Here is a 14076-nt window from a genome sequence, read left to right as displayed (position 1 = left end):
ACGAATCACAGCGGTGTGGTTCAGCGCCACTTCATGGTCATCAGCAGCGAGACCACGATGAGCCCGAAGCCGATGAGGAAGTTCCAGGGCCCGAGGTCCTGCATGAAGGGGATCGACTCGGAGGCGAGGTAGTTGACCACCAGCCACGCCAGCCCGAGCAGGCCGACGCCGAGCATGACCACGACGTACGCCGGGTGCGACGGGCCTGCGGGGGCGGGCCCGGCCTTCGGCGGCGGGGTGTAGGCCGGCTTGCGGCGGACCTTGGACTTGGGCACGTCGGCTCCGATCGGGCGGGATTGCTCACCGCAGTCTAGTGCACCCGGCCCTGCCTCCCGGGGCCGTACGCTCGGGGTATGCGCGTCCTGGTCGTCGACAACTACGACAGCTTCGTCTACAACCTCGTCCAGTACCTCGCACAGCTCGGCGCCGACCCGGTGGTGCTGCGCAACGACGCCGACAGCGTGGTCGACCTCGTCGACGAGGTGGACGGCGTGCTGGTCAGCCCCGGTCCCGGCACCCCCGACGACGCGGGCGCGAGCAACGACGTCATCCGGCGCTGCGCCGCCGTCGCCCGCCCCGTCCTCGGGGTCTGCCTGGGCCACCAGGCGTTGGGTGCGGTGCACGGCGCCGTCGTCGAGCGCGCCCCGGAGCTGCGGCACGGCAAGACGTCGCTGGTGCACCACGAGGGCGCCGGCGTGCTCGCGGGCCTGCGCACCCCCTTCACCGCCACGCGCTACCACTCGCTGACGGTGCGGCCCGACACGCTGCCCGCCGAGCTGGAGCCGACGGGCTGGACCGAGGACGGGGTGCTCATGGCCATGCGCCACCGCGAGCTCCCGCTCGAGGGCGTGCAGTTCCACCCCGAGTCGGTGCTCACCGAGGACGGCCACCGGCTGCTCGCCACGTGGATGGACGCCTGCGGCCACCCCGTCGACGACGGGATCGTGCACGACCTCACCGAGGGCCTGCGCGCGCTGGCCCTCGCCGCCGCCCCGCCCGCCTAGTTCCCGGGGAAGAGCCCGCCGCCGAAGCCGCCGTCGCTGCCCCTGGAGCCGACGACCACCTGGATCGTGGCGCCGGCCTCGGCCTCGCTGCCCGCGGTGGGGTTCTGGCTCAGGATCTTGCCGACCTGGGACTGGTCGGACACCTGTTGCGAGGTCTGGGAGATCGAGCCGTTGAAGCCGGCCTGCGACAGGGTCTGCGCGGCCTCCGACGGCGTCTGGCCGACGACCGACGGCACGGACACCGTGTTCCCGCGCGAGACCTCGAGCGTGACGCTCGAGTTGCGCGACACGGTGGCGCCGGCGCCCGGCGAGGTGTCGGTGACCGTGCCGGCCGGTCTGCTGTCGTCGACCTCGGAGACGGTCACCCGGAGCCCGACGCCCTCGAGGGTCGTCGTCGCCGTCTGCCGGTCCTGACCGACGACGTCGGGCACGCGCAACGTTTCGCGCTGCCGGCCGATCGTCAGCAGCACCGGGGTGCCCGGGGTGAGGAACTGCCCGGCCGCCGGTTCCTGGGAGAGCACACGGCCGACCTGGTTCTCGTCGTCGACCTCGCGCTGCTGCGGCACCGGGGCGAGGCTCAGACCGAGCCGTTGGACGGTCGCCTGGGCCTCGTTGGCGGTCTGGCCCTGCAGGTCGGGGACCTGGACGGGGTCGGGCCCGCGTCCGACGCGGAGCTCGACGACGCTGCCCGGCGCGACCTCGATGCCCTCGGTGGGGTTGGTGGTGATCACCTGGCCGACCTGGTTCGGCGGCGACGCGACCGGGACGACGGTCGGGCGCAGCCCCGCGGTGGACAGCGACTGCAGCGCCGCGGCCTGCGGCTGGCCGACGACGGTCGGCACCGCGATCGTGTTGGCCGACGGCGCGAACAGGAAGTACGCGCCCGCGAGGGCGGCGAGCAGCACGAGCACCGCGGTGAACGCGATCGCCCGCCGGCGGCCCCGCTTGCGCCGGGCCTCCGACTGCTCGGCCTGCCACTGCTCGAACTCGTCGACCTCGTCGTCACGGCCGCCGTAGCCGCCGTCGTACGGCGCGACCGGGTGGCTCCCGGTCATGTACTCGGTGTGCTCCTCGGCCGTCATCACCATCGGCGCACCGGGGCGCTCGCCGTTGAGGACGCGGTAGAAGTCCTCGCGCATCTCGTCGGCGCTCTGGTAGCGGTTCGCCGGGTTCTTGGCCAGGGACTTCAGCGTCATCGCGTCGAGCTCCGGCGGCACCCGCGGGTTGATCTCCGACGGGGCCGGCGGGTCCTCCCGCACGTGCTGGTACGCGATCGCGACCGGGCTATCGCCGGTGAACGGCGGCCGGCCGGTGAGCAGCTCGAAGAGCACGCAGCCGGTGGCGTACACGTCGGAGCGGGCGTCGACCGACTCCCCGCGGGCCTGCTCGGGGGAGAGGTACTGGGCCGTGCCGATCACCGCGGCGGTCTGGGTGACGGCGGGCTGGGCGTCGGAGAGCGCGCGCGCGATGCCGAAGTCCATCACCTTGACCGCGCCGGCAGGCGTGATCATGATGTTGGCCGGTTTCACGTCGCGGTGGATGATCCCGTGCCGGTGGGAGAAGTCCAGGGCCGCGCAGACGTCGGCGAGGACCTCGCAGACGCGGGAGGGCTCCATGGGGCCCTCGGCCCTGACGATGTCGCGCAGCGTCCGGCCCGCCACGTACTCCATGACGATGTAGGGCAGCGGGACGTCGTCGGAGGGCGCCTCGCCGGTGTCGTAGACCGCGACGATCGCCGGGTGGTTCAGCGCCGCCGCGTTCTGGGCCTCGCGGCGGAAGCGGATCTGGAACTGGGGGTCGCGCGCGAGGTCGGCGCGCAGGACCTTGATGGCCACGTCCCGGCCCAGGCGGACGTCGCGCCCGCCGTGCACCTCGGACATCCCGCCGTAGCCGAGCGCCGGGCCGAGCTCGTAGCGCTCGGACAGCAGCCGCGGGGTGGTCATCCTCAGAACTCCTGACAGGTGACGGACACGGTCTCACCGCGCGGTACGTCACCCGTCGGCGACAGGTAGAGCACCCGGCACCGGGACGGGTCGTTCGGCTCGCCGCCGAGCACGGTGCCGATCTCCGCCTCCAGGCCGACGTCCTGCAGGGCGGCCGCCGCCACCGACGCCGGGCGCCCGACGTAGTCGACGGGGTTGACCGACACGCCGTTCGCGGCCGACGAGCTCGTCGTGGTCCGCGACGTCCGGGTCGTCGTCGTGGGTCGGGGCGTGGTCGTCGAGGACGCCGCCGTGGTCTCGGTGGGCGGGGGCGGGGCCGAGGTCTCCGCCGAGTTGATCACCCAGAACACCCCGGCGACCAGGAGCAGGGCCACGACCGCGAGCGCGGCCACCGCGCCCCACGGTCCGCGGCGACGGGGCTCCTCGGGTCGGGACGCCCACCGGTCGGGACCGTCCTGGCCGCGCGGCGGCGACGGCTCGCGCGACATCGCGGGCGCCACCCGGGTCTGCGGGTTGACCCGCTCGGTCGGCGCGGAGCCGGCACCGGGCAGGGGGAGCGGCTCGCCGCGCCGGACGGCGGCGACGGCCTGGGCGAACTCGCCGCCCGTGGCGTAGCGCTGGCGCGGGTCCTTGGCCAGGGTCGCCTCGATGAGCTGGCGGACCACGGGCGGGACGTCGTTCGGCAGCGGCGGCAGCGGGTCGCGGATGTGCATCATCGCGACCGTGACCGCGTTCTCCGAGAGGTACGGGCGGCGCCCCGCCAGGCACTCGTAGCCGACCACGCCGAGCGAGTAGACGTCCGAGGCCGGGCCCGCGTCGCCGCCGCCGGCCTGCTCGGGAGCGATGTAGTGCGCGGTGCCCATGACCATGCCCGACCGGGTCACCGGGGCCGCGTCGACGGCCTTGGCGATGCCGAAGTCGGTGATCTTCACCTGGCCCGCGGGCGTCACGAGGATGTTGCCCGGCTTGACGTCGCGGTGGACCAGCCCGCGCTCGTGCGCGGCCTCGAGCGCCCACCCGCTCTGCTCGAGGATGTCGAGCGTGTAGTCGACACCGAGGCGCCCGTGGACGGCGAGGATCTGGGCCAGCGGCTCGCCGCGGACCAGCTCCATGACCAGGTAGGCCGTCGGCACCTGCACGGTGCCGTTGGCCGTCGACCACTCGGTGGTGGTCTCGCCGTAGTCGTGGACCGCGGTGATGCCCGAGTTGTTCAGCGAGCCGGCCGTGCGCGCCTCGGTGCGGAAGCGGTGCAGGAACTCGGGGTCCCCGGTGAGCTCGGCTTTGAGGATCTTGACGGCGACCGTGCGCCCCAGCCGGGAGTCCTCGGCCTCCCACACCTCGCCCATGCCGCCGACGGCGATGCGCCGCCCGAGCCGGTAGCGGTCGCCGATCAGCGAGCCCGTCGTCGGCGCCATCAGCCGTCACCCCCCAGGGCGGCGGCGATGACCGCACGGCCGATCGGCGCGGCCACCGAGCCGCCGGTGGCCTCCTCGCCGCGGTTCCCGCCGCGCTCGACGATGACCGACACCGCGATCTGCGGGTTCGGTACCGGGCCGAAGGCGTCGTACCAGGTGTGCGGGGGGTTGGTCTTCGGGTCGGCGCCCCACTCGGCGGTGCCGGTCTTGGAGGCGATCTGGACGCCGGGGATCTTGCCGTCCCCGGAGCCGTTGTTCTCCGACCCGATCATGAGCTGGGTCAGGGTGTCCGCGGTGGACTGCGAGAACGCCCGGGCCAGCCGGTCGGGCTCGGTGGTGTCGACGGTCGAGAGGTCCTGGCCCTGGATCTGGGACACGGTGTTCGGGGTCATCGGGACGCCCCCGTTGGCCACCGTCGCCGCGATCTGCGCGTTCTGCAGCGGCGTGAGGCGGACGTCGCGCTGGCCGATGCCGGACTGGGCCACCGACGCGCCGTCGTCGAGGTCGCCGACCTGCGAGGCCTGCACCGGCATCGGGACCGTGAGCGCCGCGTTGTTGAAGCCCAGCGAGGTGGCCATGCCCCGCAGCCGGTCGGCGCCGACCTGCACGGCGAGCTGCGCGAACGGCCCGTTGCAGGACTTCGCGAACGCGGTGGCGAACGGGACGGTCGCGCCGGGCCCGCACGGCTTGCCGTCGTAGTTCTCGAGCTGCGTCGTCGAGTCGGGCAGCGTGATGCGCGGAGCCGCGGTCACCGGGGTCTGCGGGGTGATCGCACCGGCCTCGAGCGCGGCCGCCGTGTTGACGATCTTGAAGGTCGAGCCGGGCGGGTAGGTCTCGTTGATCGCGCGGTTGGTCAGCGTCGGCGGCTCGGCCTCGGTGAGGTCCTCCCACGCCTCCTGCTGCGTCTCGCCGTTGTGGCTCGCCAGCGGGTTCGGGTCGTACGACGGCGTCGAGACCATCGCGAGGATCTCGCCGGTCTGCGGCCGGATCGCGACGACCGAGCCCTGGTAGTTCCGCGAGGTCATGGCCTCGTAGGCCGCCCGCTGGATCCGCGGGTCGATGCTCAGCACGACGTTGCCGCCCGCCGGGTCCCGGCCGGTGACGGCGTCGGAGATGCGGCGCACGAACAGGCGATCGTCGGTACCGTTGAGCACCGGGTCCATCGCGCGCTCCATGCCACCCGCGCCGTAGATCTGCGAGTAGTAACCGGTGACGGGCGCGTAGAGCGGGCCGTCGGTGTACTGGCGCAGGAAGCGCAGGCGGTCGCCCGGGTCGGGGCTCTCGACGCTCTGGGCGAGCACCTCGCCGCCGGCCGAGATCTGGCCGCGCTGGCGGGCGTACTCGTCGAGCAGGACGCGTGCGTTCCGGGGGTCGGCGCGGTACTCGTCGGCCTTGACGACCTGGATCCAGGTGGCCTGGCCCAGCAGCAGCAGGACCAGCACCATGACCGCGAGGGAGACCCGTCGCAGCGGGGTGTTCACTCTCCTCGGGTCCTTCCTCGCGGGGCGCGGCCCGTGGGGGCCGCCGGTCCGGCCGGCTCCTGGTGCTGCACGCCGGACGGTGGGGTGCGCACCTGGTCGCGTTGCACCATCTCGGTGCTGGCCTCGGCCAGGGGCGCGAGCGGCGCCGACGGCCCGGCCGCCGGGCTGGGCTTCTTCTCGCTCGCCGGCTGGCGGGCCGCGTTCGACACCCGCAGCACCAGTGCGACCAGCGCGTAGTTGGCCACGAGCGACGACCCGCCGTAGGACACGAACGGCGCGGTGATGCCGGTGTTCGGGATGAGGTTGATGACGCCGCCGACGACGACGAACACCTGCCACGCGAGGGCGAACCCGAGGCCCGCGGCGAGCAGCTTGCCGAACGTGTCGCGCACTGCCAGCGCGCTGCGCATCGCCCGGGTGGCGAGCAGGCAGTAGATGAGCAGCAGCGCCGCGATCCCGACGAGGCCCATCTCCTCACCCAGGGAGGTGAAGATGAAGTCGGTGCTGGCGAACGGCACGAGCTCGGGGCGCCCGGCGCCCAGGCCGGTGCCGCCGACCCCGCCGGTGGCCAGGCCGAACAGGCCCTGGCTGACCTGGAAGCCGCGACCGTTGAAGTCGGCGAAGGGGTCGAGCCACACCGAGACGCGGGTCTGGACGCGGGAGACGAACGTCCACGCCGCGAACGCGCCCGCGCCGAAGATGACCAGGCCGATGATCACCCACGAGATGCGCTCGGTGGCGACGTAGAGCATCACCAGGACGATCCCGAAGAACATCAGGGACGTCCCGAGGTCGGACTCGAAGACCAGCACCGCCATCGCGACGCCCCACGCCACGAGCAGGGGTCCGAGGTCGCGGGGGCGCGGGAAGGTCATGCCGAGGAACCGCTTGCCCGCGCTGGTGAACAGGTCGCGCTTCACCACGAGGAACGACGCGAAGAAGACGACGAACAGGATCTTCGCGAACTCGCCGGGCTGGATGCTGGCCGGCCCGAGACGGATCCAGATGCGGGCGCCGTTGACCTCCGAGAGCGAGGCCGGCAGCACCGCGGGCAGGGCGAGCAGCACCAGGCCGACGAACCCGGCGGTGTAGCCGTAGCGCGCGAGGGTGCGGTGGTCGGGCACGAGGACGAGCACGCCGACGAAGAAGACGATGCCGATCGCGGTCCAGCCGACCTGGCGCAGCGCCTCCTGGGTGGGCTCGTCGTTGCCGAGGCTGGCCGCGCGGGCGATCCGGGCGAGGTCGACCCGGTGGATCATGACCAGGCCCAGGCCGTTGAGCAGCGCAGCGAGGGGCAGCACCAGCGGGTCGGCGTACGGCGCGAACTTCCGGACCGCGACGTGGGCCGCGGCGAGGATCGCCATGTAGGCCGCGCCCAGGTACAGCAGTGTCCAGGTGAGCTCCTGCTCCTGGTTGGCCTCGACGAGCACCAGGGCGCCGGTGGTGATGACCGCGGCGAAGCCGAGCAGCGCGAGCTCGACCCCGCGACGCGTGGACACGGCGGCCGCGACCGCGGGCCGCATGGCCGTGCGGTCGGCCGGACGCTCGATCCCGGGGGCCCCGGCGGAACCGGGGCCGGCGCCGCCGGGAGCGGTCGGGCGCGTCACTACGGCACCTGGCGGCAGTCCCGCCCCGGGACCTGCGGCTCGGTCGTGGTGGGCGAGGCCACCGGGGCCGGACCGGCGACGCCGGGGGCGGCGGTGGGCGCGGGGACCCCGGGCTGCGGCGCACCGGCCGGCGGCACGGTGCCGGGCAGCACGGCCGGCTGGCACGGCGGGAGCATCTGCTCGGCGCTCAGGCGGGCGACGGTGGCGCGGGCGCCGTCCAGGTCCGCGACCCGGATGCCGTCACCGGAGAGCTGCTGGCGCGCGACGGGCGTGAGGTCGGCGACGCGCAGGCCGGGGTTCTCGACGACCTCCTGCAGCGTGACGCCGAGGAAGGTGCCGGGCACGCCCTGGTAGATCGCGACCTGGTCGCCGCTGCTCGCGACGTAGTACTGGTTGTCGACGTAGATCTTCGCCGCGATCACGGCGATGAGCGCGAGAGCGACCACGGCCAGCGCGGCGAGGGCCAGGCGCAGGCGTCCGCGCTTCGCGCCGCCCCGGCGCGGGGTCTCGGAGACCGCGGGCGCGGGCCGCGGTTCGGGCTCGCTGCGGGTCAGCGTCGCGGCGGAGGCGCGCGCGGCCGCGGAGTCCCCCGGCGGGCGGTCGGGGCGGCCGTCGCCGGCGGCGCCGCCGTAGATGGGGTCGTGCTCGCCGTAGTCGACGTCGACGACGTCGGCGACGATGCAGGTGACGTTGTCCGGGCCACCGCCCTTGAGGGCGAGCTCGATGAGCCGGTCCGAGCAGTCCTGCGGGTCGGTGATCGTCAGGGCCTCGGCGAGGGTCTCGGCGCTCACGACACCGGAGAGCCCGTCGGAGCACAGGAGGTACCGGTCGCCCGACCGCGCCTCCCGCACCGTGAGGGCGGGCTCGACGTCGTGGCCGGTGAGGGCGCGCAGCAGCAGCGAGCGCTGGGGATGGCTCGCGGCCTCGTCCTCGGTGATCCGGCCCTCGTCGATCAGGGACTGCACGAACGTGTCGTCGCGCGTGATCTGCGTCAGCACGCCGTCGCGGAAGAGGTAGGCGCGGGAGTCGCCGACGTGCACCATGCCCAGCCGGCTGCCGGCGAACAGCACCGCGGTGAGCGTGGTGCCCATGCCGTCGAGGTCGGGCTCCTCGCTGACGAGCTCGGTGATCGCGTCGTTGCCCTGGGCGGTGGCCTCGGCGAGCTCGCCCAGGAGGTCGTCACCGGGCTCGTCGTCGTCGAGCGGCACGAGGGCGGCGATGACCAGCTTCGAGGCCACCTCGCCGGCCGCGTGCCCACCCATGCCGTCGGCGAGGGCGAGCAGGCGCGGGCCCGCGTAGACCGAGTCCTGGTTGTTCTGCCGTACCAGGCCCCGGTCACTGCGAGCGGAGTAGCGCAGCACCAGGGTCACGGGACGATCCTGCACGGGAGGGGATGGGGGAACGACACCCGGGTCCGGATGACGGGTGTCTCCGCGGCGGAGTCGGGCGCCGCCGCGGTCATGACCGGAGCTCGATGACCGTCTTGCCGATACGGATCGGGGTACCGAGCGGCACGCGGGTCGGTCCGGAGACCTTGTTGCGGTCGAGGTACGTGCCGTTGGTGGACCCGAGATCCTCGACGTACCAGTCGTCGCCGGACTGGGAGATCCGCGCGTGCCGGGTCGATGCGTAGTCGTCGTCGAGCACGAGCGTGGAGTCGTCCGCCCGCCCGATCATGATCGGGCGGCCGTCGAGGGCGATACGGGTGCCCGCGAGGGCACCGGCGGTGACGATCAGGGCCTTGGGGCCCGAGCGACCGCCGCCGCGGGCCGGCTTGGACGTGCCCCCTCGCGGGGGTCGTCGGCCGCCGGGCGCCGCGGCCCGCAGACCCGAGGCCGCGTAGAGGTCGCTGCGCACGACCCGCAACGCGGCGAGGACGAACAGCCACAAGAGGGCCAGGAATCCGGCCCTCGTGATCTGGAGGACGAGTTCGGGCACGCCGTCGGGCCTTCGGACCTCAGCCCTGCGCGCGGAACAGCAGAGCCGAGTGGCCGACGCGGATGGTGTCGCCGTCGGCGAGCTGCCACGTCTGCACGGGCGTCCCGTTGACGGTGGTGCCGTTCGTCGACCCGAGGTCCGACAGGGTGGCCTGCTGGCCGTCCCAGTTGATCTCGAGGTGACGGCGGGAGACGCCGGTGTCGGCGAGGCGGAACTGGGCGTCCTGACCGCGGCCGATGACGTTCGAGCCGTTCACCAGCTGGTACGAGCGGTTCGAGCCGTCGTCCAGGGTCAGCGACGCGGTGAGCTGGCGGGTCTGGACGCCGCCGTAGCCGCCACCCTGCTGGCCGTACTGGTCGTAGCCGCCCTGCTGGGCGTACGGGTCGTACCCGCCCTGGCCGTACTGGCCGCCGTAGCCGCCACCCTGCTGGGGGTAGCCCTGGGGCTGGCCGTACTGGTCGTAGCCCTGCGGCTGGCCGTAACCCTGCTGGGGCTGGCCGTACTGGTCGTACCCCTGGGGCTGGCCGTAGCCCTGCTGCCCGTACTGGTCGTAGCCCGGCTGGCCGTAGCCCTGCTGGGGCTGCCCGTACTGGTCGTACCCGGGCTGGCCGTAGCCCTGCTGGGGCTGGCCGTACTGGTCGTACCCGGGCTGCTGGCCGTAGCCCTGCTGCGGGTAGCCACCCTGCTGCGCGTACGGGTCGTAGCCACCCTGCTGGGGGTAGCCGCCCTGCTGCGGGTAGCCCTGCGGCTGGCCGTACTGGTCGTAGCCGCCCTGCTGGGGGTAGCCGCCCTGCTGGGGGTAGCCCTGCTGAGGCTGGCCGTACTGGTCGTATCCGGGCTGGCCGTAGTTGCCGTCACGACCCTGCTGGTCGTCCGGGTAGCGGCCGGGTGCCTGACTCATGGGCTGTTCTCCTGCGGATCGGGGGCTCGCGGCCCGTCGCCGCGACGCGTCGGGGTCAACGGACGACCTGGTGCGGAACTGTCCCGTGTGCAGCGCGTCGGAACGCTCCAGAGAGACTACGACCTCACCGTAAGTCTCCCACCCGCCCTCCGTGAGGTGCTCCTCCACGACCTCGATGAGCGAGTGGGTGATGGTCTCCTCGTCGCCGGCCAGGCGTTCGTGGTCCGCGGGACTGAGCACCACCGTGTACTGATTGGGCGCCAAGCGGCGTCCACCTGCCAACTCTCGCACGCCGTCCTCCGCCTCACGGCGAAGACCCTGCGCGATCTCCTGCGGGACGACCTTGCCGCCGAACACGCGTGCGAAGGCGTCACCCACCAGACCTTCGAGCTTGCGCTCGAAGCGCTGTGCGCGCCCCACCGCGATCCCTCCTCGTCCGACACTCGCCCGGTCGCCTCGCATGACTGCTGCCCGGTCCGGAGTGTCGCCACACCGGCCGGGCAGTTCCGATGGTATCGGTCGCCGTCGCGACGGCGTGGACCTCCTTCAGGAAGGCCCCAAAGCCCCGTGCTAGCGTTCGAATCAGATCACTCGGGGCGAGTGGCGGAATGGCAGACGCGCACGGTTCAGGTCCGTGTATCCGAAAGGATGTGGGGGTTCAACTCCCCCCTCGCCCACCCCCCTCCGGTTCCACCCCGCGTGCCCTTCGGCACGTTCGTCGTCCCCCGCGTGTCGTCCGCCGCGGCCCGGACCCTCCTCCCCTCGGGGCGCCGTCCCGTACGCCCGGTGCGCCGGGCGGCCCTGAGCGTCGCGCCGACGCCCGCGTGCGGGACCCTGGGACCCTGCGGTTCCCACCCACCCCCGGAGAGGACGCCCCGGATGCACGACGCACGGCTCCTGCTCGAGCTCGGTGACGAGGCGGTCCGCCGTCTGGGTCGGCGCGGCTACGCGCTCGACCTGTCCGGCCTCGAGGCGCTGTCGTCGCGACGGGCGCGGGCCATCGGCGCGGTCGACGAGCTGCGCGCCGAGTCGAAGCGGGCCGCGGGCGAGGTCGGCAAGGCCGCGAAGAGCGGGTCGTCGTCGGCCGACGTCGACCGCCTCAAGGAGCGCGCCCGCGAGCTCAAGGAGCGCATCCGCGAGGCCGAGGAGGAGGTCGAGGCCGCGGAGGCCGCGCTGCGCGACCTGCTGCTCACCATCCCCAACCTCCCCTCCGACGACGCCCCCGACGGCGCCTCGGAGGCCGACGCCGTCGAGGTCCGCCGCGTGGGCGACCCCCCGGCGCTCGACGCCCCGCGCGACCACGTCGAGCTCGGCGAGGCGATGGGCATCCTCGACTTCGGCCGCGCGGCCAAGCTCTCGGGCGCCCGGTTCAGCGTCGCGCGCGGCCCGGGGGCGGTGCTCGAGCGGGCGCTGGCGACGTTCTTCCTCACTCTGCACACCGGCCGGCACGGCTACACCGAGTTCTCCGTCCCGTACCTCGTCACCGGGACCACGATGACGGGCACCGGCCAGCTGCCGAAGTTCGCGGACGACCTGTTCCGCACCGGCACCGACGAGCGCGATCTCTGGCTCATCCCCACCGCCGAGGTCCCGCTCACGGCGCTGCACGCCGACGAGATCCTCCCCACCGAGTCGCTGCCGCGGGCCTACACGTCGTGGACGCCGTGCTTCCGCTCCGAGGCCGGCTCCTACGGCCGCGACACCCGGGGCATCCTGCGGCTCCACCAGTTCTCCAAGGTCGAGCTGGTGCGGGTCTGCGCCGCCGAGGAGTCGGACGCCGAGCTCGAGACGATGCTCGCGCACGCCGAGGCGTGCCTGCAGGAGCTCGGGCTCGCCTACCGCGTCGTGCGCCTCGCGGCCGGCGACATGGGGTTCAACGCGCGGCTGACCTACGACATCGAGGTGTGGCTGCCGAGCCAGGGCACCTACCGCGAGATCTCGTCGTGCTCCGACTGCGGCACGTTCCAGGCCCGCCGCTCCGGCATCCGGTCGAAGGACGCGCAGGGCGGGCGGGGGCAGGTGGCGACGCTGAACGGCTCCGGCCTGCCGATCGGGCGGACCATGGCCGCGGTGCTCGAGCAGTGCCAGGCCGAGGACGGCTCGGTGACGCTGCCCGAGGTGCTCGTGCCCTACACCGGCTTCCGCCGGCTGCTGCCCGACGGCACCACGGAGTAGCTACCTCCGGATGGCCGCGAGCTGGTGCGCGTGGCCGACGAGGCGCCCGGCCGGGTCCCACACGCGGCACGTCTCGTGCATGCGGTCCGCGCCGGCGCGCTCGACCCACTGCACCACCCGCAGCGGGCCGGGCACGGGCGCCGCGACGACGTGCGCCGAGAGCGACATCGTCGGCGACCAGCCCGCGAGCCCCATGTCGAACGTGGCCGGCGGCAGGATGTCCAGCGCCACGAGCAGGCCCTCCGGGGTCCACGGCTCGCCGGAGTCCAGCGACACCCAGCCCGCGATGCGGCCCTCGCCGGACGGGCGGCCCTGCAGGAACCCGGTGGTCCGCGGGTCGAGCCGGGTGTCGACGACACCCATGATCGGCAACGAGCCGCGGCCGTCGTCCGTGGCCGTCGGGCTGCGTGGGCAGTCCTCGAAGGGCGTGAGCTCCGGTGGCCCGGGCTCGTGGTCGTCCGGCGACAGCGCGGCCGGCGGACCGAGCACGCAGGCCGCCTCGACGGCAGGCCCGTCCTGGTCGAGGCGCACCCGGAGCTGCGACGCCCCGCGCCCGAGCCGCAGGACGGTGACCTCCATGGTCGCCGGCCCGGGCTCGGGAGCCTGCAGGAACGTGCCGGTCACCGCCTGCGGGCAGGTGTGGTCCGGCCGCTCGTCGGCGATCGCCGTCCGGGCCGCACGCGCCAGCACGGCCAGCAGGTAGCCGCCGTGCAGCTTGGGTCCGATGCTCCATTGCTCGTCGAGCAGGATCGCGTAGTGACCGGGCCGCTCGGTCGGCTCGGGGCGCGTCGCCTTGTCGAACTCAGCCACTGTCGTTCTCCGCCGTGCCGAAGAGGTCGCAGGTCAGTCCTCCTTCGTCGGACTGCGCTGCGACCCCGGCGCGAGCGGCGGCGCCTGGCGGCGCCGAATCTGCGGCTCCTCGCCTCACGGCTGCGGCGGGCGCGGCCAGTCGGCGGCGTCGTCGCGCGGCGGGTGCGTGGGGCGTGTCGGCTCCGTCGTCGGCTCCGTCGTCGGCTCCGTGGTCGGCTCCGTGGTCGGCTCCGTGGCACCCCGGGTGGGCGGGCCGACGGGCCCGGTCGGGGGCTCGGTCGGGCCGGGGCCCGTCGTCGCGGCCCCGGGGCCCGCGGGCGCCCCCTGCGCGTGCGGCGGGGTCGCGTCCGGGGTCCCCGTCGGCGTGCTGCTGCCGGGGGGCTGGGTGCCGGCGGGGCGCGTGCCGGACGGCGGCGTCGCGGGCTCGGTGCCGTCGCCGGCCGTCGCCCCGGGCGCCTTCGGCTCGCCGGTGCCCTGCTTGGCGACCCGGCCGACGCCCTCGCCGACCTTGGCCTCCGCCTTGCCGATCCGATCGGCGTACTTGCCGCCGGTCTTCTGGTCGACCCAACGGGCCGCCTTGCCGACGGCGCCGAGGATGCTCTCCTCGTTGTCGGCGACCTTCTTGCTCGCGGTGTCGCGCAGGTCGTTGGCGAACTGCTTGCCCTGCTGCACGTAGTCGTCACGGCTCATGGGTCCTCCAGGCCAGCGGGGGTCCGAATTGGCACCGTACCCGCGGCACGACGGGGGCCACACCCGATCGGGAGCCGGTCCCGGCCCGGCCGTGCTGGTTCCGGAGGCACCC

The 14076-nt window shown here is 73.8% G+C and carries 12 protein-coding genes and 1 tRNA gene; 3 read left to right on the top strand and 10 right to left on the bottom strand.

Annotated elements, in window-relative coordinates; all coding sequences use genetic code 11:
- Positions 1 to 20: 20 nt before the first annotated feature.
- On the bottom strand, positions 21 to 275 hold the full coding sequence (gene crgA / locus OG774_RS20050) for a cell division protein CrgA (protein ID WP_116708157.1): 255 nt from the start codon (positions 273 to 275) through the stop codon (positions 21 to 23).
- A 78-nt stretch (positions 276 to 353) separates the two neighbouring features.
- Here crgA and OG774_RS20045 point away from each other — a divergent pair, with 78 nt between their 5' ends.
- The gene (locus OG774_RS20045) at positions 354 to 1004 is read left to right on the top strand and encodes an aminodeoxychorismate/anthranilate synthase component II (RefSeq protein ID WP_328303644.1); all 651 of its coding nucleotides are present in this window, start codon (positions 354 to 356) and stop codon (positions 1002 to 1004) included.
- On the opposite strand, the gene pknB is transcribed toward OG774_RS20045, so the two are convergent.
- The 7 genes from pknB to OG774_RS20010 all read right to left on the bottom strand — a co-directional run bounded on the left by pknB (position 1001) and on the right by OG774_RS20010 (position 10709).
- The gene (gene pknB / locus OG774_RS20040; protein ID WP_328303642.1) at positions 1001 to 2947 is read right to left on the bottom strand and encodes a Stk1 family PASTA domain-containing Ser/Thr kinase; all 1947 of its coding nucleotides are present in this window, start codon (positions 2945 to 2947) and stop codon (positions 1001 to 1003) included. The genes OG774_RS20045 and pknB overlap by 4 nt on opposite strands.
- Positions 2948 to 2949: 2 nt before the next feature.
- Complete coding sequence (locus OG774_RS20035) at positions 2950 to 4362, bottom strand: serine/threonine-protein kinase (protein WP_328303640.1); 1413 nt, start codon at positions 4360 to 4362, stop codon at positions 2950 to 2952.
- On the bottom strand, positions 4362 to 5843 hold the full coding sequence (locus OG774_RS20030; protein WP_328303638.1) for a peptidoglycan D,D-transpeptidase FtsI family protein: 1482 nt from the start codon (positions 5841 to 5843) through the stop codon (positions 4362 to 4364). The genes OG774_RS20035 and OG774_RS20030 overlap by 1 nt, the downstream gene beginning before the upstream one ends.
- Entirely contained in the window at positions 5840 to 7366 is a 1527-nt protein-coding gene (locus OG774_RS20025) for an FtsW/RodA/SpoVE family cell cycle protein (RefSeq protein WP_274196980.1), read from the bottom strand. Before OG774_RS20025 ends, OG774_RS20030 begins: the two co-directional genes overlap by 4 nt.
- A gap of 83 nt (positions 7367 to 7449) precedes the next feature.
- A complete protein-coding gene (locus OG774_RS20020) occupies positions 7450 to 8820 on the bottom strand; it encodes a PP2C family protein-serine/threonine phosphatase (RefSeq protein WP_328303636.1) in 1371 nt (456 codons plus the stop codon).
- A gap of 88 nt (positions 8821 to 8908) precedes the next feature.
- Entirely contained in the window at positions 8909 to 9388 is a 480-nt protein-coding gene (locus OG774_RS20015; protein WP_274187367.1) for an FHA domain-containing protein FhaB/FipA, read from the bottom strand.
- A gap of 19 nt (positions 9389 to 9407) precedes the next feature.
- A complete protein-coding gene (locus tag OG774_RS20010) occupies positions 9408 to 10709 on the bottom strand; it encodes a DUF3662 and FHA domain-containing protein (protein ID WP_328303631.1) in 1302 nt (433 codons plus the stop codon).
- 174 nt (positions 10710 to 10883) lie between these two features.
- Here OG774_RS20010 and OG774_RS20005 point away from each other — a divergent pair.
- Together OG774_RS20005 and serS are read left to right on the top strand one after the other, a co-directional pair.
- Positions 10884 to 10966: transfer RNA gene (locus tag OG774_RS20005), tRNA-Leu, on the top strand.
- A gap of 202 nt (positions 10967 to 11168) precedes the next feature.
- Positions 11169 to 12464 (top strand): serine--tRNA ligase, encoded by a 1296-nt coding sequence (gene serS / locus OG774_RS20000; protein WP_328303629.1) that lies wholly within the window; start codon positions 11169 to 11171, stop codon positions 12462 to 12464.
- On the opposite strand, the gene OG774_RS19995 is transcribed toward serS, so the two are convergent.
- Positions 12465 to 13274, bottom strand: coding sequence for a thioesterase family protein (locus OG774_RS19995; RefSeq protein WP_328303627.1), 810 nt, complete (start codon positions 13272 to 13274; stop codon positions 12465 to 12467).
- Between the two features lie 114 nt (positions 13275 to 13388).
- Positions 13389 to 13964: an antitoxin gene (locus OG774_RS19990; protein ID WP_328303625.1), complete on the bottom strand. Its 576-nt coding sequence runs from the start codon at positions 13962 to 13964 to the stop codon at positions 13389 to 13391.
- Between the last annotated feature and the right edge of the window lie 112 nt (positions 13965 to 14076).

Source organism: Actinomycetospora sp. NBC_00405 (assembly GCF_036044095.1).
GTDB classification, from domain to species: domain Bacteria; phylum Actinomycetota; class Actinomycetes; order Mycobacteriales; family Pseudonocardiaceae; genus Actinomycetospora; species Actinomycetospora callitridis.
The sequence above is the reverse complement of the archived record's forward strand: the minus strand, read 5'-3'. Positions and strand labels throughout refer to the sequence as shown.

Coding starts and splice junctions, on each gene's coding strand:
- OG774_RS20025 (WP_274196980.1), bottom strand. CDS start 7,366: ATGCGGCCCGCGGTCGCGGCCGCCGTGTCCACGCGTCGCGGGGTCGAG.
- serS (WP_328303629.1), top strand. CDS start 11,169: ATGCACGACGCACGGCTCCTGCTCGAGCTCGGTGACGAGGCGGTCCGC.
- OG774_RS20035 (WP_328303640.1), bottom strand. CDS start 4,362: ATGGCGCCGACGACGGGCTCGCTGATCGGCGACCGCTACCGGCTCGGG.
- pknB (WP_328303642.1), bottom strand. CDS start 2,947: ATGACCACCCCGCGGCTGCTGTCCGAGCGCTACGAGCTCGGCCCGGCG.
- OG774_RS20045 (WP_328303644.1), top strand. CDS start 354: ATGCGCGTCCTGGTCGTCGACAACTACGACAGCTTCGTCTACAACCTC.
- OG774_RS19990 (WP_328303625.1), bottom strand. CDS start 13,964: ATGAGCCGTGACGACTACGTGCAGCAGGGCAAGCAGTTCGCCAACGAC.